Origin of the sequence: Microbacterium wangyouchuni, from assembly GCF_051546305.1 — a bacterium.
GTDB lineage: Bacteria > Actinomycetota > Actinomycetes > Actinomycetales > Microbacteriaceae > Microbacterium.
Map to the genome: position 1 here is coordinate 226,116 of NZ_JBPTMA010000001.1, position 24,018 is coordinate 250,133.

22 protein-coding genes are annotated in these 24,018 nt (G+C 61.7%); 10 read left to right on the forward strand and 12 right to left on the reverse strand.

The genetic code is table 11. The features are described 5' to 3' along the window. The first annotated feature begins 3 nt into the window (after window positions 1-3). A complete protein-coding gene (locus ACSS7Z_RS01135) occupies window positions 4-330 on the forward strand; it encodes a DUF6385 domain-containing protein (RefSeq protein WP_438252582.1) in 327 nt (108 codons plus the stop codon). Between the two features lie 45 nt (window positions 331-375). Beyond that, window positions 376-1,854, forward strand: coding sequence for a mannitol dehydrogenase family protein (locus tag ACSS7Z_RS01140; RefSeq protein ID WP_438252584.1), 1,479 nt, complete (start codon window positions 376-378; stop codon window positions 1,852-1,854). A gap of 69 nt (window positions 1,855-1,923) precedes the next feature. Here the strand turns inward: ACSS7Z_RS01140 and ACSS7Z_RS01145 are convergent, their stop codons facing one another. Continuing rightward, a complete protein-coding gene (locus tag ACSS7Z_RS01145; protein WP_438252585.1) occupies window positions 1,924-2,421 on the reverse strand; it encodes a DUF4188 domain-containing protein in 498 nt (165 codons plus the stop codon). A 70-nt stretch (window positions 2,422-2,491) separates the two neighbouring features. On the opposite strand from ACSS7Z_RS01145, the gene ACSS7Z_RS01150 reads away from it, so the two are divergent. The 5 genes from ACSS7Z_RS01150 (at window position 2,492) to ACSS7Z_RS01170 (ending at window position 8,409) form a co-directional block, all read left to right on the forward strand. Then, entirely contained in the window at window positions 2,492-3,100 is a 609-nt protein-coding gene (locus tag ACSS7Z_RS01150; RefSeq protein ID WP_438252586.1) for a MerR family transcriptional regulator, read from the forward strand. Between the two features lie 248 nt (window positions 3,101-3,348). Next, window positions 3,349-7,167, forward strand: a complete 3,819-nt coding sequence (locus tag ACSS7Z_RS01155; protein ID WP_438252587.1) for an SdrD B-like domain-containing protein — start codon at window positions 3,349-3,351, stop codon at window positions 7,165-7,167. A 133-nt stretch (window positions 7,168-7,300) separates the two neighbouring features. After that, the gene (locus ACSS7Z_RS01160; protein ID WP_438252588.1) at window positions 7,301-7,612 is read left to right on the forward strand and encodes a hypothetical protein; all 312 of its coding nucleotides are present in this window, start codon (window positions 7,301-7,303) and stop codon (window positions 7,610-7,612) included. A gap of 59 nt (window positions 7,613-7,671) precedes the next feature. After that, complete coding sequence (locus tag ACSS7Z_RS01165; protein WP_438252589.1) at window positions 7,672-8,175, forward strand: nucleoside deaminase; 504 nt, start codon at window positions 7,672-7,674, stop codon at window positions 8,173-8,175. 57 nt (window positions 8,176-8,232) lie between these two features. Further along, window positions 8,233-8,409 (forward strand): hypothetical protein, encoded by a 177-nt coding sequence (locus ACSS7Z_RS01170; RefSeq protein ID WP_438252590.1) that lies wholly within the window; start codon window positions 8,233-8,235, stop codon window positions 8,407-8,409. Window positions 8,410-8,421: 12 nt separating this feature from the next. Here the strand turns inward: ACSS7Z_RS01170 and ACSS7Z_RS01175 are convergent, their stop codons facing one another. Continuing rightward, window positions 8,422-8,814 carry a winged helix-turn-helix transcriptional regulator gene (locus tag ACSS7Z_RS01175; protein WP_438252591.1) on the reverse strand — a complete coding sequence of 131 codons (393 nt, stop codon included), beginning with the start codon at window positions 8,812-8,814 and terminating at the stop codon, window positions 8,422-8,424. Window positions 8,815-8,897: 83 nt separating this feature from the next. Here ACSS7Z_RS01175 and ACSS7Z_RS01180 point away from each other — a divergent pair, with 83 nt between their 5' ends. Continuing rightward, entirely contained in the window at window positions 8,898-9,308 is a 411-nt protein-coding gene (locus ACSS7Z_RS01180; RefSeq protein WP_438252592.1) for a RidA family protein, read from the forward strand. Window positions 9,309-9,344: 36 nt separating this feature from the next. Here ACSS7Z_RS01180 and ACSS7Z_RS01185 read toward each other — a convergent pair whose 3' ends face one another. The 9 genes from ACSS7Z_RS01185 to ACSS7Z_RS01225 form a co-directional block, all read right to left on the reverse strand. Further along, window positions 9,345-9,725, reverse strand: coding sequence for a nuclear transport factor 2 family protein (locus ACSS7Z_RS01185; protein ID WP_438252593.1), 381 nt, complete (start codon window positions 9,723-9,725; stop codon window positions 9,345-9,347). 258 nt (window positions 9,726-9,983) lie between these two features. Continuing rightward, the gene (locus ACSS7Z_RS01190; RefSeq protein ID WP_438252594.1) at window positions 9,984-11,720 is read right to left on the reverse strand and encodes a DNA/RNA helicase domain-containing protein; all 1,737 of its coding nucleotides are present in this window, start codon (window positions 11,718-11,720) and stop codon (window positions 9,984-9,986) included. Continuing rightward, on the reverse strand, window positions 11,717-12,061 hold the full coding sequence (locus ACSS7Z_RS01195; protein WP_438252595.1) for a nucleotide pyrophosphohydrolase: 345 nt from the start codon (window positions 12,059-12,061) through the stop codon (window positions 11,717-11,719). Before ACSS7Z_RS01195 ends, ACSS7Z_RS01190 begins: the two co-directional genes overlap by 4 nt. A 305-nt stretch (window positions 12,062-12,366) precedes the next feature. Further along, window positions 12,367-13,074, reverse strand: a complete 708-nt coding sequence (locus tag ACSS7Z_RS01200) for a DUF6339 family protein (protein WP_438252596.1) — start codon at window positions 13,072-13,074, stop codon at window positions 12,367-12,369. Between the two features lie 62 nt (window positions 13,075-13,136). After that, complete coding sequence (locus tag ACSS7Z_RS01205; protein ID WP_438252597.1) at window positions 13,137-13,703, reverse strand: hypothetical protein; 567 nt, start codon at window positions 13,701-13,703, stop codon at window positions 13,137-13,139. 296 nt (window positions 13,704-13,999) lie between these two features. Beyond that, window positions 14,000-15,928, reverse strand: a complete 1,929-nt coding sequence (locus ACSS7Z_RS01210) for a hypothetical protein (RefSeq protein ID WP_438252598.1) — start codon at window positions 15,926-15,928, stop codon at window positions 14,000-14,002. Then, on the reverse strand, window positions 15,925-16,914 hold the full coding sequence (locus ACSS7Z_RS01215; RefSeq protein WP_438252599.1) for a PD-(D/E)XK motif protein: 990 nt from the start codon (window positions 16,912-16,914) through the stop codon (window positions 15,925-15,927). Before ACSS7Z_RS01215 ends, ACSS7Z_RS01210 begins: the two co-directional genes overlap by 4 nt. Next, on the reverse strand, window positions 16,911-19,580 hold the full coding sequence (locus ACSS7Z_RS01220; protein ID WP_438252600.1) for a Z1 domain-containing protein: 2,670 nt from the start codon (window positions 19,578-19,580) through the stop codon (window positions 16,911-16,913). The genes ACSS7Z_RS01215 and ACSS7Z_RS01220 overlap by 4 nt, the downstream gene beginning before the upstream one ends. Before the next feature lie 181 nt (window positions 19,581-19,761). Beyond that, a complete protein-coding gene (locus ACSS7Z_RS01225; protein ID WP_438252601.1) occupies window positions 19,762-20,865 on the reverse strand; it encodes a DNA cytosine methyltransferase in 1,104 nt (367 codons plus the stop codon). 268 nt (window positions 20,866-21,133) lie between these two features. On the opposite strand from ACSS7Z_RS01225, the gene ACSS7Z_RS01230 reads away from it, so the two are divergent. Beyond that, entirely contained in the window at window positions 21,134-21,934 is an 801-nt protein-coding gene (locus tag ACSS7Z_RS01230) for a DEAD/DEAH box helicase (protein WP_438252602.1), read from the forward strand. Between the two features lie 6 nt (window positions 21,935-21,940). On the opposite strand, the gene ACSS7Z_RS01235 is transcribed toward ACSS7Z_RS01230, so the two are convergent. Further along, window positions 21,941-23,365 (reverse strand): HNH endonuclease, encoded by a 1,425-nt coding sequence (locus ACSS7Z_RS01235; RefSeq protein ID WP_438252603.1) that lies wholly within the window; start codon window positions 23,363-23,365, stop codon window positions 21,941-21,943. 59 nt (window positions 23,366-23,424) lie between these two features. On the opposite strand from ACSS7Z_RS01235, the gene ACSS7Z_RS01240 reads away from it, so the two are divergent. After that, window positions 23,425-23,583 (forward strand): hypothetical protein, encoded by a 159-nt coding sequence (locus ACSS7Z_RS01240; protein WP_438252604.1) that lies wholly within the window; start codon window positions 23,425-23,427, stop codon window positions 23,581-23,583. The last annotated feature ends 435 nt before the right edge of the window (window positions 23,584-24,018 follow it).

Here is a 24,018-nt window from a genome sequence, read left to right on the forward strand (position 1 = left end):
AGAATGCAGCAGAACAACACATCGGTTCTCGCCAGGAGAATCGTGATCGCCGACGATTACGCGACGCAGCCCTATGAGGCCGGGTGGGCGTCGGAGGCTGTCGTGTTCCTGCAGGTGGAGGGCGAGCATCCCGACCTGCGTTTGGCCGTCGAGGTCTCACCGGACGGGATCAACTGGATCCGCCGCGGGGATGCCGTCGCGCTGGCATCGGACGCATCGATCGCGGAACTCGCGGTCGCACGATTCGGCAACTGGTTGCGCGTAACCGTCGAAGGGGCGTCCGCTGAACGACCGGCGCGCGTGCTCATCCACGTCAACGGGAAGGGCTGAGCCGGCGTGGATGCCGATCGGTCCCATGAGGAGAACGAGGCAATCTTGGCGATCGCCGTGAACGCGGCGGGGCTAGATACGCTGCCGGAGGATGTCGCGAGACCGTCGTATCGACGGGAGGACGTCGGGGTCGGCATCGTACATATCGGCGTCGGTGGCTTCCACCGCTCGCATCAGGCGATGTATCTCGACCGTCTGCTGAACCGCGGCGAGGCTAGTGAGTGGGGTATCTGCGGCGTGGGGATGCTGGAGCACGACGCGAGGATGCGCGATCTGCTCGCCGCCCAGGATGGGCTCTACACGCTCGTGCTCAAGAGTGCGGGCGGCGTGCGCGACGCCCGCGTGATCGGGTCGATCGTCGACTACGTGTTCGTGCCGGACGGCAGGGCGGGCGCGGTCGAGCGGCTCGCCGATCCGGCGGTGCGCATCGTGTCACTGACGGTCACAGAAGGCGGGTACAACGTGCACCGCGCGACGGGAGAGTTCGACGCGCAGGGCCCGGGCATCCAGGACGACCTATCCACTCCGGGGCAGCCGCGCACGGTCTTCGGTCTCGTCGTCGAGGCGCTGCGCGTGCGCCGTGAGCGGGGTGTCGCCCCGTTCACGGTCATGTCGTGCGACAACATCCCCGGCAACGGTGAAGTCGCGCGGGGCGCGTTCACCGCCTTCGCGGCTCTGCGCGATGCGGAACTCGCCGAGTGGATCGCCGCGGAGGTCGCCTTTCCGAGTTCGATGGTCGACAGGATCACCCCGGTCACGTCGCCCGCGGACATCGTCGAGCTGTACGACCGCTTCGGTGTGGACGACGCCTGGCCGGTCGTCGCGGAGCCGTGGGAGCAGTGGGTGTTGGAGGACCGGTTCCCCACGGGGCGGCCGCGGTACGAAGACGTCGGCGTGCAGATGGTCGACGACGTCATCCCGTACGAACTCATGAAGCTGCGTCTGCTCAACTGCACGCACCAGGCCATGTGCTATTTCGGGCACCTCTTCGGCTACACGTACGCACACGAGGCCGTGGCCGATCCCGCGATCCGGCGCCTGCTCGTCGATTACATGGATCAGGAGGCGACGCCGACGCTGCCACCCGTCCCCGGTGTCGACCTCACGGCGTACAAGGCGTCGCTCATCCAACGCTACGCGAACCCCGACGTGCGCGACACGCTCGCACGGCTGTGCGCCGACAGCAGCGACCGGATCCCCACGTGGCTCGTGCCGGTCATCCGCGAGCAGCTGGCGGCGGGCGGTGACGTCCGCCGGTGCGCGGCGATCGTCGCCAGCTGGGCCCGCTACGCCGAGGGTGTCGACGAGAACGGTGCACCGATCGACGTCGTGGATCAGACGCGGGAGCGGGTGATGGCCGCCGCGCGGCGTGACCGGACGCGGCCGGGGGCTTTCCTCGAGGAGCGCGAGTTCTTCGGGGACCTCGCTGATGACGCGCGGTTCGTCGCCGCCTATGTTGAGGCCGTCGGGCTCATCCGCGACCTCGGTGCACGCGAGGCGCTGCGCCGTATCGTCACAGACTGAGTCGTGTCGATCTGCTGAAGATCAGGGTGTTGCGAGCACCGTTGGAACCCAAGGGCGCGTTGCCGGGCGCTAGGCGTTACGCGATGCCGGCGTCCGCCCCTCGGCGAATCGCGCCTGTGCCCGGTTGTGGCGCCCACTGACTTCGACGAGCTCGGTGGCCTTCGCAAGGCCCATCTGCTTGGTCGACACGTACATGCTCTCGGCGCGTTCGACGAGGAAGGTCTCGTGCCAGATTCCGACCGCGCCCGGTGCTTTGCGGGCGGCTTTGTTGAAGGCGGTCCAGGCCGGGCGATGCTCTTGTGAGGGTGCGGATGCGTAGGCGTAGAGCTTGTCGATGGATGACCAGTACTGCGTGACGTAGGGGCCGTCGCTGCCGAACATCAGTTGGAAGCCGAGCAGGCCTGATTCCTCGTCGACCGACAGCTCGCGCAGCATCCGGGGCATGGCGAAGAATGCCGGTATCCACAGATCGGGACGCCACCAGCGATTGATCTGCATTCCGATGTGGAAGACGACGAGCTCGCCCTCGTGGTGGTGGGTCATGCGACCCTTGACGACCTTCGACACAGCATCCTCCTAATTAGATAGCGACACTATCCATAATGGATAGCTGTACTATCGATGTCAAGAGGTGGCTATGAGAATTTCGGAGCTGTCGGCGCAGACGGGTGTACCGGTGCCGACGATCAAGTACTACCTGCGCGAGCGGCTGCTGCCTGAGGGGGAGCGTAGTGCGCCGACTCAGGCCGCGTATGGCGAGGTGCACGTGCAGCGGCTGCGCGTCATCCGCGCGCTGATCGAGTCCGGCGTGAGTATCGCGGAGACCCGGCAGGTGCTGGACGCGCTGAACAACCCGCCGGAGAACCCGCACGAACTGCTGGGTGCTGCGCATGCCGCGATCACGCCACCGGCCGACGAATCGCTTGATCTGACCTCGACGCGGGACATCGTCGTAGGCCTCGGGTGGAAGCCCGGGATGTGCGACGACGCGGTCCTGCACGACGTCGCCCGCGCGCTGCAGGGGCTGGAGCGCGCTGGCTTCGATCTGGCGAAGGGCGTGCTGCCGGTGTACCTCGAGAGTATGCGGGCGATTGCGGATGCTGAGATTGCCGGTGTGCCCACCGAGTCGGCTGAGGCCGCGGTCAGGTATGTCGTGCTGGGGTCGGTGCTGGTCGAACCGCTGCTGCTGGCGCTCAGGCGAGTCGCGCAGCAGGTGGCTTCGGTGGAGCAGTTCGGCGAGGCGTGAGCATCATCAGCAACTGATTGGTTCAGCCACTCATCGATGGTGGAGCTTGGGGTGAAAATAAAAAGCGTATCCGCGTAATGGATCACCCCTTTCGCCGTCTGTTCTTATGCGGAGACTCTTTTCTTCGCACGATGAGTCCTGGAACCCGAATCCCAGGGGTCATCGACCCAGCGCCGCGACCGCGGCGCTGACGCAGGGGCGCGTATATCCATACGCGCCTCTTTTTGTTTGCCTTCTGGGAGAAGTCGATGTCGCAATCCATCGCGCCGCGTTCGCGTGCGCGCATATTCATGCACTGGTTGGCAGGGATCCTTGTCGCCGTGCTCGCTGTGGGAGGTCTGAGCACTCCAGCGTTCGCGGCTGACGGCCAGGTCACTGTAAATCCGGTCGAATCCGGCAGCAACCACGGGGGTCTGCCCGTGCTGACCGAGGGCGGCACGTATGCGCTCCAGCTCGGCTACACGCGCATGGCGGATGGTGCCGTCGTCGCCATCACGCTGCCGGAGGGAATCACAATTCCCGAAGCTGCACTGAGCGTTCCCGCCGGGAATACCGCCGTCCAGTCGCTCGGTATCAACGCCGACGGCCAGCTCGTGGTGACGTTCAACAAGCCGTTCCCAGAGGACATCGCCCAGGGTGTGCTCGATCTGAACTTCACGGTCGACGCGGTCGAGAACTCCGAGGAACGCGACCTCGTGTGGAATGTGGACGGCATGCCCACCACACAGAAGGTCATCGTCGTCGCACCCGGTGAGTCGCCCCAGTCGACGACCACGTGGTCGAACAAGTCGGTTGGGGGAGTCTCGGTCCCGCACTCCGTCGTCGATGGCACGGTCGTCATCGACGAGCGCGCGCTGGACGTTGAATTCCCGTACACGGTTACCGTCTCCAGTGCCGATGCGCGCGACGTGACCATCACCGACACCCTCGGCGCAAACCTCGCGTTCGTCGAGGGCTCGCTGGAAGGCTCCAAGGTCGTCCGCGACGCCAGCGACCTCAACCCCGTCACCACGGCGCTCGACGCTCTCCCCGCCATCTCCGGCGCGAGCTTCACGCACTCCTTCCCCGCCGAGGCGAACTCCGTATATAAGTTCACCTACACGGCGAAGATCGCGGATGCCGCGGCACTCGACGCGGTCCGCGCTGAGCTGCAGAAGGCATACGACGGCGTCGACAAGGTCAACGGCGGCAACTACTCCGTCGCACTGACCAACCAGGTGAACATCAACGACCAGAAGCACTCCACGAGCACGCGCATTCAGGGCAGTGCCAAGGGCCTGGATCGCCCGGGCTACGGTGCCGCTTTCGGCAAGGCTGTGAACCCGAGTGCTGTCCAGCTCGCTGAGCAGCTCGCTGCCGGTGCGACCCTCGGCGATGTCATCCCGGTGACCTATACGCTGCGCGCCGACTTCACGGCCTTCGCTGACTTCGCTGGCGGTCCGTTCGCGATCGACCGCAACGTGATCATGACCGACACCCTGCCCGCCGAGGCATCCTGGAGCGCAGACGAGGACGGGTTCCTCCTCCTCACCGACCAGAACGGCGACGTCATCACGCTCGCTCCCGCTGAGGGGCTCACGGGGAATATCGGCAACGCCATCCTCGCGGACGAGTACGTGCACACCTACGCTGTCGACGGCAAGATCCTGTATGTCAACCTCGGCATGGACCTCACCAAGTCCTACACGCTGAAAGCTGCCGCGAATATTGCCGCGCTTCCGCAGCGCTCGAGCCACGAGACGCAGTACGTGACCGAGTACCGCGTCGACAACCGCGTCTCGTTCGCCTATGGTGCGGGCGGCAAGCGCGAGTCGCGGTCGGCATCTACGAAGATCACCGTCCCGAAGGACACCTCCGGCGGCGTCGACGACCCGAACCGGTTTAACAAGACCACCCCGGGCAGCGCGATCACGCTGACCTCGGGTACGTCCACGACGATCCCGTACACATTCACTGTCGGCCGAGGCGTCGGGGATGCAGCATCCTCGAGAATCATCGATGTCGTCGACCACTCGGTGTTCGATGTGACCGACGAGACGCTGCCGGCTATCCAGGCTTCGATCACCGGCATGTATGACTGGAACTATCCGCTCGACGGCGACACCTTCGATGTGTCGCTCGACAGTGACGGCAACCTGGTGATCGCACCGAATGCGGCGTTCCCGAAGGATGCTTCGTGGGGAGCATCCGCTGCCGCACCGTTCACCGGCACGTGGAACATCACCATCGACCTGCCGACGCATGTCCTGCAGGGCAAGCAGACGCTCGAGATCGACAACACGGCGCGCTACGAGGGTGCCGGTCAGGAGATCGTCTACACCTCGGGCTCCAGCACCAGGGCGACGAGCTTCGGCAACGAGATGGAGGTGCGCAAGCGCATCTACGACGCCGCGAACGATGCGTTCACCGGTAACCTCCGGGCCGAACTGGACTCCGATGGTGCTCTCACGCAGAGCGACTTCGTCTACCGCGTTGAGCTCATGCCGCACGGCACGTTCGCGAACATGGTCGCTGACGTCGTCGACGTGCTTCCTTCGGGCGTGGAGTTCGTCGGGTTCGTCGCCCCGGGTGACGTGGAGTCTGGTAAGACGACCGGTGGGGATTCGTATGCAATCCCCGGTTCGAATATCACCGCCACCTACGACGCCGACAACAACACTGTCGCGCTGGAAAAGGGACGCCTGACCAGTGGTGAGACGCTCGCGCTGTACTTCAAGGTGCGGGTCACGGACTATGACGCGAACGTTGGCATCACCAACAGGATCGGCGCCGTCGGGGCGACGATCACGCCGACGAACGAGTATCCGTTGAGTCTGCTCAAGCGCGACAGCACGGATGCCGCGAAGCTGATCACCGACCCTGGTGCTCGGTTCTCGGTACTTGCGGATGACCAGCAGACGGTCGTGCTGAGCGACCTGCGTGTGGTCGACGGCAAGCTCGTCACGGCCGAGGGCAAGACCCCGGTCGTCGCCGAGGTCGGCAGCTACTGGCTGCGGGAAGATGTCGCTCCGGCCGGATACCAGAAGGCTGACGAACTGAGCCAGATCACGGTCGATGCGAGCGGCGCCTCTGCTGACGTCGTGCTGTACAATACGCCAGGCGAGACGGTCGAGCCGGAGAAGACGTACGCCATCGGCGACGTGACCTGGATCGACGCGAACAAAGACGGTCGGCAGGATGACGACGAGCAGGTGCTGCCCGGCGTCACAGTTGAACTGATCCAGGACGGCGATGTCATCGCGACCACCACGACCGACGAGCGCGGTCGCTACCTGTTCGACGAACTGCCCGCGGGTGAGTACGAGGTCAAGTTCACGCTGACCGACGAGCAGCAGGAAACCTACGTGTTCACGCAGGCGGATGCTGGCACGGATGACGTCGTGGACTCGGATGCGGACCCGGAGACCGGGATGACGCAGACGATCGTCCTCGGCGAGGACAACACACGACTCACTCACGAGTACGAGTGGGCGAATGTTCGCGCCTCCGAGGGCATCGATCCCACTTGGGATGCCGGTGTGATCGTGCGTGAGCCGGTTGAGCCGGTTGAGCCGGTTGAGCCGGTTGAGCCGACGGAGCCGACGGAGCCTGTGGAGCCGGTCGAGCCGACGGAGCCTGTGGAGCCGACGGAACCTGTGGAGCCGGTCGAGCCGACGGAGCCGACTACGCCGACGGAACCTGAGGTTCCTGGTACGCCCGAGGGGCCGACCGCTCCCGAGGAGCCGACCACGCCGACGGAGCCGACCACGCCGACGGAGCCGACCACTCCGGAGGAGCCGACCACGCCGACGGAGCCGACCGCTCCCGAGGGGCCGGTCACACCGGAAGAGCCGACTACCGGCGGCGACGCTGAGGTTCCGTCTGAGCCCGCCACGCCGGAGGCACCGGTCTCGGACGCCCCGAACGACAGCGCCGACGAGCCTGTCGACCCGGCGCACCCGGGTACACCGGGCGTGAACGAACTGCCGAGGACCGGTAGCTCGGTTCCGCTGGGTCTCATCGGAGCCGCGTTGCTGCTGATGCTGGCTGGTGCCTCGATCTTCGTATGGAGACGCCGCACCGCCTGACAGTGCTGAAGGAGGGCGCGGACCGGTTTCCCTGGTCCGCGCCCTTTTCCTGTCCCTCCTGTCGCTTCCCCGGTCACTGAGCCTGTCGAAGTGTCCCGTGCCGATGCTCGTTGGATGTGCGAGCGTGGACGTCATGCGCACCGAAGACGATTTCTCTCCGGACCCCAGAAAAATCACCGTCCGTGGCGGCGTCATCTTCAACCCCTGGGTCAACATCACCGCATCGGTGATCATCACCGCGGGCCTGGGCTGGCTGACGGTGTGGTTCTGGGGCCTGTGGCGGGAGGTCATTGATGCGCCCGCCTATGAGGATCAGGGGTTGGACATCGCCGGTGTTCTCATCGGTCTGGTCTTCGCCGGTCTGGCCACGATCGCACTATTCGTGGTGACGATCTGGCTTGTCGTGTGGTGGTCGAAGCGAATCGGGAAGAAGCGCCGAGTCTGAGAGGGGCAGTCGGTGGAGCGCTCGAGTGCGCGGGCTACGCTGTCGGCATGGATGCGGATGTGGATGAAGCGGCCAAGGGTGATCGCGAGACTGCGGGTCGTGACAAGGACTTCTTGCAGCAGGCGGTGAGGCTGGCGGTCGATAGCGTCGCCGACGGCGGCGGCCCTTTCGGCGCCCTGGTGGTGCGCGACGGCGAGATTATCGGCGTGGGGCAGAACAGAGTCACACGGGATCACGATCCCAGTGCGCATGCTGAGGTGATGGCGCTGCGCGCGGCGGGACAGCGCGTCCATGATTTCTCGCTGGAAGGCGCGACGCTGTACTCATCGTGCGAGCCGTGCCCGATGTGCCTGGCCGCGTCGCTGTGGGCGCGCGTTGATCGTGTCGTCTACGCCGCCGATCGCCACGATGCGGCAGTCGGCGGTTTCGATGACCTTGCGTTCTATCGCCTGTTCGAGACCGAGCGTTCCGAGTGGGCGGTGCCGGTGGAATCGTTGCGGATCAGTGAGGCGGCGGCGCCGTTCGAGCGGTGGTTGAGCACGGAGGCGCGGACGGCGTACTGAGCCACGACCGCGGTCGACTCTAGGAAACGGCAGATGCTGCGCCGTTACGCTGGAGGAATGAACAAGACCAGCGTGTGGACCATCGTCGGTGTCGTCGTCGCCGTGATCATCGCATGGACGCTCGTCAGCGTGCTGTTCAGTGTTCTCTGGTTCGTCGTCAAGCTCGCTGTCGTGGCCATCGTCGCGGTGGCGGTTTACCTGGTGCTCCGCGGAGTGTTCAGCAAGCGGGAGTGAACGACTCTGCGGTTACGAGCGCAACCCGGTAGCGGAGTCATGTTCGGCATCGAACTGCTCCCGGGCCAGGTTGACATCTCCGAGGTGAGCGGATGTCCACGCGAGCAACGAGTCGATGAGGTCCTGCAGCGTCTGTCCGAGGTCTGAGATCCGGTATTCGACGGCGATTGGTCGTGTCTCGATGACAACGCGCGTCACCATCCCATTGCGTTCCAGCCGACGCAGAGCCGTAGTCAGCGACTTCTGAGAGACGGCGGGGATGGCTCTGCGCAGCTCATTGAAGCGTCGGGGCCGTTCGCAGAGTCGGTCGAGGATCAGGAGTGACCACTTGTCCAGCACCTGGTCCAGAAGCTCGCGGTGCTCGTCAGAGATCTGGCCAGCGACGCTGAGGGTGGTTTCGTCCATGAAACCTAGTTTCGTTGAAGTGTCCTTCAAATACTAGGTATAAAAAGGTTACTTGATCATTGAGAGCGAAAGCAGGTAACCCCATGGCCGTAGAACTGATCACCCCGGAGGGCATGTTCCAGCCGGTCCCGTACCACCACGTCTCCGTCAGCTCGGGAAGCCGCCAGGTGAGGGTGTCTGGCCAGATCGCTCGCGACGAGCACGGCAACCGGCTGTTCCCCGGTGACCTGGCCGGCCAGCTCGCTCATGCGCTGCGCAACACCGCTCGCGGGTTGGCGGGTGCCGGAGCCAGTTTCGCTGATGTCGTGCGACTGCGGGTGTATGTCATCCCCACAGACGAGACGATGTATCCAGACTTCATGCGCGGGCTCGAGAGCGTGGTGGAAGAACTCGGGATTCCGCAGCCGCTGCCGCCGCTGTCTGTCATCGGGGTGAACTACCTGTTTGAGCCGGACGTGCTCGTCGAGGTAGAGGCGGACGCCGTGCTCGACTGAGCTGCGGCGCTGCTGGCGCCGCTGGTAGAGTACGAGCTAGGCGCCGGCTCCGCCCGGTCGAGTTCCCGCCGGAGCCGTCTGATCGACATCCGTCCAGACCTCGGTGAGCTGCACGATGAGACCGTCACGCATTCGGGCGAAGCTCGCGCACTCGAAATGCTGGATGCCGGCGTCATCGCGGCCGGTGATGTGGGAGCGGCACGCGGCCTCGGTTGGGCTCGCGACGAGTTCTTCGACCTTCAGATGCGCGAACCCGGGGTAGCCACGGTTGACCCGGATCCACTCGGCGCGTCCGAACGACTCACCGGTGTGCACGTACCGGCAGAGGAACTCAGGATGCAGGAATGACTCGAGGTCATCCCACCGCTTCTCGTCGATCGCGGTCATGAGTCCTCGTAGAGCGGTTCCGGCATGCATGACGGCATCCTACGGTCGACCACCGACAGCAGCGCCGAGCGGTCGTTGAGTCAGGGCGGGTCATCCTCGCAAGTAGTTATGAGCTCGGAGAGCTTCATGGCGGCATTCTCGCACCGGAGTGGGACGTTCGGGTGAAGTCCGAGTAGGTGTCACCGTCAATGGCCTGAATCATCGCAACGTAAGTAGCGCCCGGCGCGACTCCAACTGGCTAGCCCGAATCTGTTCGGGGACAGCCTCATCCGTCGCCGTGGTCAAGAATCAAGACAGGTACTCGCGCATTCGCTCCCGCAGTCCCGGATCGCACACGTACACGTAGGTGCCGAGCATCCCGCGCGTCAGCAGAACGCCGTAGATGTTTCGGATGAACACCAGCAGGTCTTCGTCACCGAACGCGTCTTTGAGATGGCCGGTGTTTTCTTTGCCCTTCTTGTCACGATAGGCATCCCAGTCCGCGGCGATCTGCCCGGTGGTGGGATCGACTCGCAGATCCGACCCGATGATGACGCCCGCATAGTTCAGGTCGTATCCCTGCACCGTGTGGATCGAACCGACCTCATCAAGAGACTTCTTCGAGTTGATCCAGTCTTTGTCCGTGCTGTTCCAGCGCAGTTGCTGACCGTCGAGGTCGATGTCGAAAGCATCCGGATTCTTTCTCGACACCCAGTCCCAGGCATACCCAGCGATCAGTCGGGACAGCCCAACCGCGGCATTCTTCTCCACGATCGCTGCGCGCATCTCCCCGAGATCGTCGAAGAACCTCAGGTCGTAGTCGCCGAGCTCCGGTCGCTCGGGATCCTCCCCGCGCAGCATCGCGCGGATGAATTCGACGTAGTCGGCACCGGCCTGCACGCGCATCTGCGTGGTGAGTGCGTAGTGGCGGTGCGCATTCTTCGCGCGGCTGACTTCGGCGCCGAGGATGGTCGGGGACAGGTCGTGCGGGCGCACGCTCTGTTCGCCGTCGATGAGCAGCAACTGGTGTTTGCTGCGCGTTTTGATCCAGTCGAGCTGTGTGTAGCGCGGATCATCTTCGACGAACAGAGAAACGTTGATGTCGCGGAACTTCTTGTTCTGCACCCCGGATGCCTGGTTCGCACGCTGTCCGAGCCGGTGGGTCTCATCGACGAGGACCAGGTCGAAATCGGCATCCGATTCGCCGACCTGGAAGGGGGTGAGGACCATCTTCGGATCCAGTCGGGGTGTCTTCTTGAACACCTTCTTCACCGATTCGCGTAGCGATTGCTGAGGGATGACGAGCGCCATGCGCAGATCGGCGAGTAGTTCGCGATTCTCGGGGACGAAGAACTCGGCAAACATCGAATCAGACTCGATGTCGTCGTGGTCCTGATAGTCGCGGATATCGGCGAGCAGTTTCATGAGGAAGATCGCGATGATCGTCTTGCCTGTGCCGGGGTTGCCCTGCACGACGAGCGTCGAGGTGGCATCCGGATGCTGCAGATCGTCGAGCAGACCCTCGACGATGTCGGTGATCGCAACGGCCTGGTCGTCGTTGAGTGCTTTGAACGGGGAGAGCTTGAAGAGGTCTGAGTTCTCGATCTGCGGGATGCTGCGCGAGAAGAGGCCCTCGGCTCGGAGAGCTTCGAACACGTCGCGGAAAGACTCGCGATAGAGATCGCGGTCGTAGTACTGGGCGTCGGTGAGCCCGTCGTTTCCGTTGAGGATGTCGTAGCGGCCGTCGCCGTGGAACCAACGGATCAGGTGCGATTCGAGGTCGAGACAGACGGACTTGTTGAAGCGCTCGTCGATCACGACGCGGATCGATTCCAGGCCTTCGTTCTTCTTCGAGCCGGCGAGGTGCTGACGCATGCGCGTTGCGGTGCTGACCGTCTCGCCCACGTAGACGCCGGGAGTCTTGCGCTGCTCAGCACCGTCGATCACATAGACGACGGGCCAGTTGGTGTGGGACGGGTCGCTGCGCGCCCAGCCGTCAACCGCGCCGCGTTCGAAGGCGAGGTGTTCGATGCTGAAGCTCGTCATTCCTCCCCCTCAGGCTCCGCAGTGAGTTCCGTGTATTTCGTCATGCGGCCCTTCGCGAGCTCGACGGGGTACTTCGCACGCGTGGATTCGAGCTTGCGCATGACGATCTCGTCGAGGTCGACGCCGATCTTGCCCGCGAGGTGGATGCAGTAGGTGACGACGTCCGCGAGCTCCTCTTCCACCCGTCGCTGATCAGGCGTTCCACCCCACTGGTACAGCTCCAAGAGTTCCGCCGACTCGATCGAGATGCTTTTCGCGAGGTTCTCCGGGGAGTGGAATTGGTCCCAATCGCGCTCGGCGACGAACGCGCGGAGGGCGGCGAGGGTTGCGGGGGTGGGCATGTGAGTGACCGTAGCAGGGGTGTGTATATTCGGCCGCACGCGGCACTTTCACGATGGCGACCGGCGCAGGAAAACTTCTGGACGACGGTTCGAGCTGATCCCGGGCGCTCCGGGCCGAGCGCACAGCGGATGGACTGAAGCCCCCAACGGAATCATCGAGCTGTGAGGTTGCCTCACACGAAGCAACCGAAACCGTGAAAACTACCGTACCGCCTCCGCTTGCTCCTCGTTGCCGGAGAACTCACACCATGACTCCAGCCCGGATGTCCGTCGAGTCGGTAAACGTTGTAGATCTGCTTGTGCCCCTAGCCCAGCGCAAGCAACGTTTGCTGATGCACATGGGTGACAATCGTTCTGACAGAATCGGCATCATCGTCGCGGATTCGAACCAATCCGGAAACTTGTTGTAAATTCCGCATGAACGTGCGCGCATACATTCGGCGCGCGCTTCCGGTGTAGCCGGATTCGATGATTGCACCCGCGACGCGCCGAGCTAGTTGTCGTCGTTCTAAAGTTATGCGGCGTTCGAGAGTCGCGACATAGTCGTCCTCCGTCAGCTGGCCAGAGTCCACGATGTCGGGTCCGAACACGCGCCATCGTTTCCACAGCTTCTGGAAGATGTGCCGGCGGTCTCCGCCTGTTATGCGTTTGAACACCGACACTTTCTCTGACGGAGAACCGATCAGCCCTCCGAGCCGTCGGGCGGCGAGATCTGGTACCAGAACGAGCGTCAGAAAATCCCACACTTGGGGATTGCCGAAGTCGCCATGAGTCTCGCGGCCGAATTGTTCGAAAACGCGTCCAATTTCAAGATCAAAAATTGCGTAGTGTTCGGACACCCCGGCGTTGTCGGCTAGAGCTGAAGCCTCCAATAGCTGCTGACGCAGGCTGAGGAGTTCAGTCAGAGTGAATCGTGTACCTCCAGTGGGGGGGAATGCGCGTGCGTCTTGAAGCGCCTCCTCGAGAGATCCAGCGTCGAACGCGATGTCTTCGACGTTGCTACGGAAGAGCATGCGGCGAGCCTCAGCTGCCCGGCTCTGGTCCAATCGGGGGACGTGTCGCAGGCTGGCCATAGTCATCTGCTCAGAATCCTTTGCCGTGAAGCGATCGCATACTCGAGTGCCTCTGGCCGTAGTCGGAACTGCTTCACAGCCTCGGAGATAGACAGGGCCGCGCGTTGTTCCGCCGCACGCTGAGCAGCTGCCGTGATGGAATCAGGATGCTCGGCGGCGATGTCCTCAAGCCGGGCATCTCCATCACCCCACAGGCGGGACACTGTCGCGATCAGGACTCGGGTGATGGACGCGTTCAGCTCTGCGTCTGTCGCAGAGTCTGGCCGGTTGGCGATTAATCGACGAACGGCGGGGTAGTCAACGTTCAACTCGAGGTGCACTGAGTGTACGAACGGCGCCTCAAGTGAATCAGCAGTGACGCGAAGCCGCCAGCCCGCGGCAGGCAGACCGCGCGCTTCGAAGGAAGAGCTCGATGTAGGGAAGCCGATCAGATCGGAGTCGAGGGGCACTCTCAGCTGCGGGCCTTGAGCGAGAATCCGTCGGCTCAGCCACGCTTCATTATCGTCTTTGCCGATGACGTCAGCGCGAAGATCGATAATCTGGGAAACGTTGTGCCCGCTGATGTCCACAGAGACCGTGGCCGAGACTATCTCTTCGCTCCCAGAAATCAGCGTGTCTGTCGAGACACAATAGGCTGTGTCCGCGCAAGCCACCGTCATGGTGAGGGCAGGCTCGGTTGAGCCCAACGCCTCCATCGCGGTCCGGTTGACCCGTGCAGACACTTTGAATGTAATTTTCGAGTTTGCATCCCAACGATCAGCCAGGTCATCGATTTCTATGGGGTCGTCATCGAGACTCGCCGACCAACCGAGCCATACGACGTCACTTGGTATCAGCCGCGGAAAAGGGTATAGCCGCCTCGTAGTCACTCGATGATCTCGCTTTCGAATCCGACTTCCAACGCCGCAGCGACACGGGTACGGATCAGCATCTGTAGCTTCTGGCCGGATTCAACCAAGCACTTCGAACCCGTGGCGAATGTTGCGCCGTCGCGCAGCCATTCGACTGATGCCTCGTCCGCATTTAGCGGGAGTCTTCCGTCCGCAGTTAGTGCGTAAATGGATGCATATACGCGCAACCTTCCGCCGTTTCGTGACTCCACGAGAAGCTCCAATGCTTGCCCGGCGCCACCGGATAGCGCTTGCGCTTGCAGGATTTGGACATTGCTTCGTTGCCCGCCTGAACGTACCTCGCCGCGCCGTTCGCGGCGACGAGGTACCGCCGCATCTTCTTGCGTTGGCGTCGCGGATCCAAACGGTACGAAGCTACGAAGTGCGATTGCGACATTCCTGACCGAGTTTCGCTGTACGTGCGCTTCTTGTGACCGACTTTCGCTGAGAAACGCACGAGTCTTGCTCTTGAGATGCTCCAGCGTCTTCTTCACGATATATCTGGACTCTTCGCTCTCCGCCGAGTCTGGCGTCCAACGGTCGTGCGTCGGTGGTTCGGCTTCACGGAAGTGCCTGTCGAACTCTTTGGTCGGTTTGAACACGCCGTGCCACTGAAGCAACTCGTCTTCTTCATCGACGATACGGTCGTAGCGCACTACCAGCTCGGCTTCATGCCTCATCAGACAAAGAGCATTCGATGGAGCAGTGCTCCGCGTGCCGGTGACCTTGACGCTCTCTATTAGATGGAGGTGGCCGACCGTCGCGCTCGCACGAGCGCCGAACAGTGTAGAGACGTTGTCCGTCCCGCTACGCGGCCGTCGAAGTGTGATAGCGAACGTACGTCGTCGGATAACTCCGTCAGGCTCAGGTAGCGAAAAGTCGTCATGGAGCTCGCCTTGTTCCCTGCGGATCTGTGTGAGTGCAGAAGCGTACTCTGCGTACTTTTCCAGAATGTCGGTCTTCACGTCGTGTCTGACCCGGTTCTCATAAAGCCCGATGAGCATTGGGTCGTTGTCTTCGCTGGTCGGAACCACTTTTGGCCACGCACTGTAGGCCAGTGCGTCGGTAACTTGTCGAAGCAACGCGCCCTCGTGAAGTTCGGTGCGCACGGATACAGCCTCGCGCATCTCCTGTCCGTCCGTCGAGTAGGCGATGATCGGGTCGATCACGAGAATTGACGTTCCCGTCTCGGGATCTCCATCCTCAGCATCTCCGAAGTGAGTCCGGAATATCGCTTCACCGAGTCGACGCGCGGCCTCGCCGCGAACCGGGAGAATATCTTCCTCGCCTTCGAGGACTCCCCACCAGTGTGCGCCCGTGTACCTTGCGCCGGCATGCACATACGGCTCGTGGAGCGTACTAGCGATCAAACGGTGCTCGATATTACCGTCAGTACCGCGGCAACGTGACCAGTAGACGACACTGTGGGCGTTGGAGACTTCAAACGTCGCCGTTTTTCCGAATCCGTACGTGCCTCCCGAGGTCTCTGACGATTTGGTGGTTCCAATGTCAAAGACGAATGATGTGAAGTTGTTAGGGTCACCAGGTTCAGAAGCGCGGTAAGGACCGTTCAACCCATGGGTACCGCGGTCATAAATCTCAATGGCCCGTACGCCGGGAGCGCGGAGGCTGTCGCTGAGAGCTGCCAGTGATTCTGGTAGCGCTGTAAACACGGAGTCTCGGAGAACACGCTGAGCTTCCGCCTCCATTTCATAGATACGCACGCCGTATGCGGGAGTCCACTCTGGATCCTTCGCGTCCCATGAGTTTTGTAATGTCTCGCGTACTAACAACTCGATGCGTGACAGCGCGCTCGTGGGCCGGAGGAGCTTTCCCCTGCCGCCGCTGGTTTGATCGCCTGCTCGTCGCAACTTCGAATAGCGTTCTAGAGTCGGAAGCATCACGATGCTCCGGTCCCATTGCCGTTGAATCGTTGAAAGTCGAATGCCTCTGCGGAAGCGCCGAGAACGCTGAGACTGAGCAAATAGGACAACGAAGAGACTGCGTCGGCGATCTCAACTGCTAGCGCAGAACGGTTCAGCACGACGGAGTCTGACGTGACCTCCCAGAAACGCCAGGAGAGGAGATCAAACGCGAGACTCTCGGATCCGGGCATACCAGTGACGTACCCGGAATCGCGTAGCTTTTCTGTGAGGATCGCGCTGCTTACGCCGCGCTCACGAAGCCGGGCTACGACGTCGTCGATGGACTCCGAACCGTGCTTCTGAATCTCGGCGACCGCAAGCGTCAACGTGCCCGTGCCAGGAGGCTCAAGTTGCCGGAGGCCATGAATGGTTACGGCTGACCGCGTCTGGAACGTAGAGGACTTAACCTCGACGCGTGCGTGAGATCCAATGAAATCATGTATTTCCTGGGGGGATCGTTGCCAGATTTCCACGGCATTGGCCCCGAGCTCGATCACTGCCGCTTCTAAGAATCGCAATTCGCCAAAAATCCCGGCTGCCGCATTCCCTGTGAGAGGCGTTGTCGCCACTTGTAAAAGGCTCCGCCATTCAGACGCCGAAGCTTCAATCACTTCGAGCGCATCAGCGCCGAGTGAAATGCGTTCACGCACTTCGTCGATAAAAGCGTAGAAAACTTGGTCAAGCTTCTGATCGTGACAAGTAACTTTCACGGCGGGGATCGCTAACCCACGGGTCAAATCCGTCTTTACGAGGGTTCCGTGGACGCTGATGACCTGACTAACGGAGAAAGATACCTCCGATTCTTGGCCATTCTCGAAGTACGCAGCAGGCGTACCGTCACTCTGGTACCCAAGCCACGCGCGCGGGAACGTGTCTTCTGAGGCGAGAACCACGCTCGCCTCGTTGTCGGTCAGCTGTGCACCCATGATACGGGCCTCGGCGAGAATGTCGGAAGCGGATCTCATGACATTTCGCCCTGAAAGTCACGCTCATTGTCGGAGACGACCTCTTCGGCAATGTCGTCGCTGTCGCTGTAGGTCGGAACAACAGCGATCTTTGTTCCCTTCGACTTCAGCCTATTTTCGATATCTGTCGGGGCGATCATCGCAAAACCAATCAATGGAGGTCGTTCGGCGTCGATCAGGCGATCATCGATGGCACTGAGTGCATCCGCCATCGGCATGCGTTCTTCGCTCGTGGATTGCGAGTGGCGACTGATGGGGTAGATAACAAGAAGCCCGCGGCCAGAACCGCCGTCACGAGCTCTGCGCCACGTGTACTGGTCGTCGTTCGACATCGCTCGAAGCGAAACGCCGTGTGGGGTTTTGCCCTGCGCTCGCAGATCCGCGACTATATCGTTCGCGGCCATCAGTGCACGAATGTTGATCTCGCCAGAAGACCGCAACGTCTCGGGATGAGTTCGGATTGGCGTGCGGCGTAGCGCGTTCACCTGCGTGCCAGCGATATTGATGAAGTCTGGGCCTCTTCCTTCGGCTGGGACGAATACATTCCAGCCGGTATCGGGCAATTTTTCTTCCGTCCATGCAACCGCATCATGGAATATCTTGCGGAACTGCTCGTGGATATCCACTTCTCGGAAGAACGGCGTGAGCGCTTTGAGAGGAACGTTTTCGAATAGTGTCGGGGCCGCCGGCGAGCGATAGGAAGCGATGTGCGCGAACAACGCTTCGGCCGCGCGGGCGTTCTTGTCGAGCGCTTCTCCGGACGAGACATCGAAACGAGTGGTCTGAAGTCTGTATCCCTCGAAATCGGCCTCGACAGTCTTAGCATGCTTCATCTTCGCCGGGCTCGTCACTTGAAGCCGCCCGGGGTGGAGCAACACGCGAACGCCGATATCTGCCGGTCTGTCGCCTGCTGCCGTCATGCGCGCCACATCGGCTCGAAGGTCGCTTTCAACGGTTGCGAGGAAGCGGTAGTCCTCTTCGAGGCCCGGGCTCAGCCAGATGCGTTGAAGATCCTCATAACCGATCCGATACCCGAACCAGCGCCCCATCTGGAGCAAGGTGTCATATGTATTCGACGTGCGAGTGAAGAACGATACGAAAAGACCCTCGAGCGTGAGTCCTCTCGAAAGCGTGCCGCCGCCAATAACGATCACGGTCTGCGGGAGCTCGCCGTAGGAGAGTCGGTCACTTTCTTCAGCGCGTCCGTTATCGACGGAGAGCTTGAGAACGCGAAGGACATTGGGAATTTCCTCGCGGATGCGAGGCCAGGTCGGCGCAATGCCGTCTCCCGTGTATAATCCCGCAGCTCTGTTGATCTCCTCTCGGAATATCTCCCGAAATTCCTCGACATCGCCATCCAGCGCTAGCTGACGCAATGGCTCGAGGTATGCCTCAACTACGTCACGTGTCGCGAAATGCGGATCGATGCGATGAGTCGTGTGGATGAGCATGGTCGAGTGCTTCTTTTGTTGCCCCCGCAACCGACGAACTGCGCATGCCACGATGAACCAGCGAATCGCATCACCAAGAGATTTGGTTACCGCCGGCGTGAACCCTGAGAGATCTCTTCCCTTTGGGACCAGCTGTGCAAGCTCGCCGCCCGGGATTGGCCGAATTACGTCGGGTACCTCCGCGTCTCGTTCCTCGGAATCGAAGTCGTTGAGCCCGAAGATACGTTCTGCACCAAAGTAGGTTTTTGGTGTAGGCATCACGTGAATGAACTCGCGCGGATACAACTCTTGGAGTAGTTCGCTGTCCGAGTTGGGGTTCATGAGCACATTAGCGAACGGTGTCGCCGTGTACCCGATGTATGTGCCGTTCCGAAGCTCGGCCCAGATCTGCTTCATCAGCTTATTGATGGCCGTCGGATCATCCTCGAGCTTCGCTGAAGCATCTGGAGTTGCTTGATCTGACTCGTCGTCGATGATGAGGAACGGAGTGTCGCGCATCGTGTCCGCATCGATTTTGCGGAGGAACTGGAGCACATTCCGCAAGCGCCCGCCGTTCTTCTTCACTACCGCGAGGATTCGATCATGGTTTGCCACGATCGAGCTCGCGTTCACTGAGCTCTCTGTGCCAAAGTCGCCCTGAACGCCTGTGAGCTTGTACCAAGATGAAGGATCATTCTCTAGGCCGAGATCCCGCTCGAGGCGCTCCTGCGTCTGCTTTCGCAGATTGTTATGCACGCCCGACAGGACGAGGACGAACTTGTACCCGCTGTCTAGGGCTTTTGCTGCGACTGCAGCGAAGTTTGCTGTTTTGCCAGATTGCACGTTTCCGATCACGAGGCCCAGGCGTTTATCGTGGTCCACGCGTGGCTCCGCAATCGACGCCATGATCTCCTCGGTCGAACGATCAACTGAGATCACTGCATCGCCGATACTGGAGCGCATACGCTCCCGGAGAGGCCCCCACGCTCCATCATCCCCGACCCCGGAGTACCAACCGAGTTCGTGCAGATCGCGTTTGCGTGCAGTTCCGATCTCGGTGAGCTTCGTGCGCTGAAGCACTTTCTGTTTGTGTTCGACTTCCAGCTCCGCGAGATGGAAATCGATCCCTGGAAGGCTCTCTAGAGTCGCCTTGGTCTGCCGTAGAGCATCCTCTCGGGACATGTTTTTGACGAACTGGCCAAAGACGATCTCAACGGCGGACGGTATCTTTGCCACAGCAACTCCTCCACATAGCGGGTCGACAATCCACTGCGCAGCTAAGCGCTGATACGACGCTATCGTGCCCCAGGGACATTCTTCGCGCACGTGGCGCCGTTGTTTCGTCAGGCTGGCCCGCCGGCATGGTAATGCTCTCGCATGCACATTCGCGATCCGAGGTAGACGGCTCTGTGACTGGTCAGCTGATAATTTTCTCCGCGAGCGCACGCCGTTTGACGGGCTCGCCACTTGGCGTCAGATTCGCTGGAACCCAGTCGTACGGCGTTCCCGTCAGGGTCTGAAACAGTGCGCGGAAAATGACTTTGGCCCCTGCGGGGGGAACCGCCATTCCGATCTGCTTGCGCACGCTCTCCTTCGTCCCCCGGAACACGAAGTTGTCGTCGAAGGTCTGGATGCGGGCTCGCTCACGATTCGTCAGCGCCCGAGGTTCGTCCCAATGGTATCCGTGCGTTCCGCCGCCGCCCGAGCCGGTGATTGTGTATGACGGTTTACCGGGGTGTAACCGTCGGTAGATCTGGCTCAGCGTCGCGCCCTTGACGTTCAGCCTTAGATCATCATCCAAGGTGGCGTTGAAAGCATTCTGGCCCGGACGGATCTGCTCGAGCCTACGGATGACTGTCTTCGACTGCCGAGTGCGCTCCTGGTTCGGAAGGTGCGTCGGAATATTCGCGAGCGCAGTGCTGACGCTCACCCAATCGTCTGGCTTCGGGTGGGTTGGCGCGGGAACCTTGAACTGCGCAGGTATTCCCTCTGCAATGCCCACGATGATGATGCGGTGGCGGCGTTGCGGGACACCGTATTGTTCGAAATGATAAAGATGCGGAACGATCGTGTAACCCGCCCCAGCCTTACGCAACTCGGCGAGAATATGTTTGAAATCATCGCCGCCGTTTGAGCTCTTGAGGCCGGTCACGTTCTCCGCAACGAACCACGCCGGTCTGTGATGGTCGAGCACGTCGACGCCTCGTTGATAGAGCGGCCCGAACTTGCCGGAGAGCCCCTTACTCTCGCCCAGAAGGCTGTAGTCATTGCAAGGAAAACCGAACGCGAAGCCTTCGATAGATTGCAGGCTCTTAACGTCAAGATCCCGCACGTCACCGTGGATCACCGATTGGTGAGTAGCACCGGGAATGTTGGCCCTGTAAGTTTCGCAAGTGCTGGAATCATAATCATTTGCCCAGGTGTGACGTAGGTCGACGCCCACCTCCCGAGCTGCCTCGTGGGCGCCCCAAGCGATGCCGCCGGGGCCCGAGAAGAGCTCGCCCATCGTATACGTCGACATGTCTGATCTCCATAACGCTGTCGCGCTCGTAATGTGTAGCGCGGTCCTCAAACTGTTACCTGGCGGTTCATAGCTTGACTCGGTGCCGGCAAAGCCGACTATCGTCGAATCGAGTCTGCCGTAACCTGCCGAGTATAGCAGCCGTTGCTTTAACGCTCGCGGTTCGCTTCGTCAGCTTTTCATCAGCCTCAGACATTTACGGACACTCCGTTCTTCATGGTGTCCAAGTATTAAGTTCGTTGCGCTCAGTAGGCAAAGCAACGCGAGCGTGGACGAGTTCCAAGACATCGCCGGATTCCCTGCCGTGCTCGAGGTGCTCTTCGCGCTCGCCGGCACCGGCTCTGCCCACGGAACGAAGCTCGCGTTCGCAGGCGATGCCCGGCAGCAGATCCTCCGCCCGGCTGATGCGCACGTCGACCCATATGAAGTCGCTCGCCAGCACGTTCCCGATCTCGCTCACGTTGCGCTTCGCCGCGGCCTGCGTCAGGTGAGTGCGCTGACGGCATCCGCTGAAGAGCTGCTGTCACGCAAGTTTGGATACCGCGGACATCGTGTGACGTCGACGATCGACGCTCCGCTGACGGTAAAGAAGGTGTCGGATGGGGCGGACGCATCGAGTGCGCTCACCAAAGCACTGAAGGAACTGCTCGAGCATCATCAGCCGCACGACATCGTGATCCTCAGCCCATTCGGCGGACGAAACTCACTCGTCGGCAAGCTGCTGGCAGCCGAGCACTTCAGCAAGGAAGAACGCTGGCTGCGTGAGCGGCTCAAGGTGGAAACGGATGCCGCCAACCTCGGCCCGGTGGATGTTGCATCCACCGACCTGACCATCGATGTCGCTTCCCCACAGACCCCAGCCGCGCCGGCGATGCCGAAGCTTCCCCACGGCCGCGTCCGCTGGGGATCGATCTTCAAGTACAAGGGATTGGATGCCGAGGCCGTCATCCTCACGGACATCGGCGACGACGGACTGGCCTTCGTGCGCCGCGAAGGTCTCGACTGGTTCGACCTGCTCTACGTGGGGCTCACCCGCGCGCGGTATCGGTGTGTGGTGATTCCGAACTGAGTGCGCTCAGTAACCTAGCTCCAAGCGCCTGGCCAGTTTTGCGGGGTCCGGAGGTGCGGTCGGGGGCCTGAAGACCTCCACGTCGTCAATCTTGGAGAGCTCCAACTTCAAGATCGGGTCACCCTCGACCTTGTCCCACCGCACCGCAGTTCGGCCCTCCGGAGTGATGCTCAGAAACCCCGCGTCGAACGCGCGGTCTACGAAGGTCGAGAGGCAGATCCCGTTGCTCGGGTCGAGACGGATCTGCTGATCTTCGCTCCAAGGCACGATGTGCGATGCCACAAGAAATGCACGAGTCTTGATGCCCGTCACCGCGCATTCCCAGCCGTAATTGTTCTTGACGGCTTTTGCGAAAACCGCTTGCGCACTGCCGCGGGACTTTGCCGTGCTGTGTTTGTCTTCGACAGCGTACGAGCGAGCGTCAAGCTGCTTTTGAAATGTCACGACCATCTGTGGATCCGTGTCGGCGGCTTCAGCTACTTGGTCGTCCTGCACCGGCCGCGAGCGGTTGGGACTGAATGAGAAGTCTCCCTCGCCGTCAAAGTAGACAGTGTCCGCGACTCGCTGATGCACCCAACGCGTGCGATCTGAGAGCTGAGGTGCACCCTCGAAGACGCCAAGGAAGGTATAGAACCGAGGCCCGGCTGCCGGCTTGGCGTGCCCGAATGTGATCACGTACTCGCGGATGGGGTCGGTCTCCATGACGCCGCCGTACTTACCGCCTTGAATATGCTGCATCGTGATCACCTCGCCGTCGTCAGACAAAGTGTTTCTCCAGTCGCCGTTCGGGTACATCTTGGGAAACCAGACTTCCGTTGACTCATCTAGCTGAAATGTTGCGGTCTGGTGGCCTTTGTAACTACGGCCGAAAAGCTTGGCGACTTCAAGGTGAGTGCGAAACGGGATCGGGTCGCGGGCGGAAAGCTCGCCCGTCGCGATGAGTTCGTCGAGCCAAGCGTCCGAGGCCGCATCTGCTCCTTGTGCGCGTCGCCGCAGCGCCACCTCCGGCGGGAGCATCGGTGTGCCGCCGTCGGCTGGCATGTCTGTCGCGAACGCCGCATAGCAAAGCAACCGGTGTTCGGCTGCTAGCTGTTCGACGTCGCTGGTGCTGCTCGGCGCTACGGCCTTGGGCGCGCGCATGTAGCCATCGCCGATAGTGCCATCCCCACGAACGCATAGTGAGGTGAGAGGTGGCTCGTTCGCATCCGCAGCTCGTTGGGCCGCGATCTCGAGAACGCCGCCAATCCAGTTCTGCATGAGCATGCCGGTGGTGAGGCCAGTTTCCTCATGGAGCACCGTCCTCAAACCTGCGTAGCTGATGACCTTGTTATAAGTTCCGGCAACTCTCTTGAGTTCTTCATATGCAACGGCTGCCCACTGCTGAAGCGCCTCGGAATGTGGAACTTCGGTTCCGTCGTTGCGTTGCGCCATGCGTAATCGCTCCCCCTGCTCGCCGTCGAGTGATTGAGGCGCGTTGGCTAGAATCCTGCGTGCCTCAAGATGAGAGTAACGGGTCGCAGTGGTGCGGCGTCGGCGGCGAGTGTGGGGACTCGCGCCAAGCGCTGGTTGTCGATTCCTGGGGCGACAGCGGTCTCGCCAGCAGTTCACGCGCAGCCCGCGCCGGAGCATCCGAGGTGATGGTCGCCTAGAGCACCATCACCCCCAGGGATGAATGTCGGAACCCATTGCTGCAGCCGGTTTCACGTTCTTGAGTCGCGGCCACAGGTCAGCTTTACAAGGAAGTACGCACGAAGAAGCAGTTGAACGAACTGCTGCACTATGGGCATTCGCTTCCTATCCGAAGGGGCTACACGGACGAGTACGTCAGGGAGCACTACCCGGATTGGACGTGAACGCGCTCGTTCGAGTGCTTACGGTGGCTGGCGTCTACGTCGGGCGGGGAGGGGCGCCGCCGTGCTGCGATGATCGCGTCGTTCGGGTGCACGTCGACAGCGAACAGACGTGGCGCGTCGAGCGGGACGACGGCACGAGCACGGCGGGATCTGCTGCGCCGGGAACGACGTCGCCGGACGCTGCACGCGGGCGTGAAACGATCGCGTTCGACATCGGAACAGGGCTGAGGC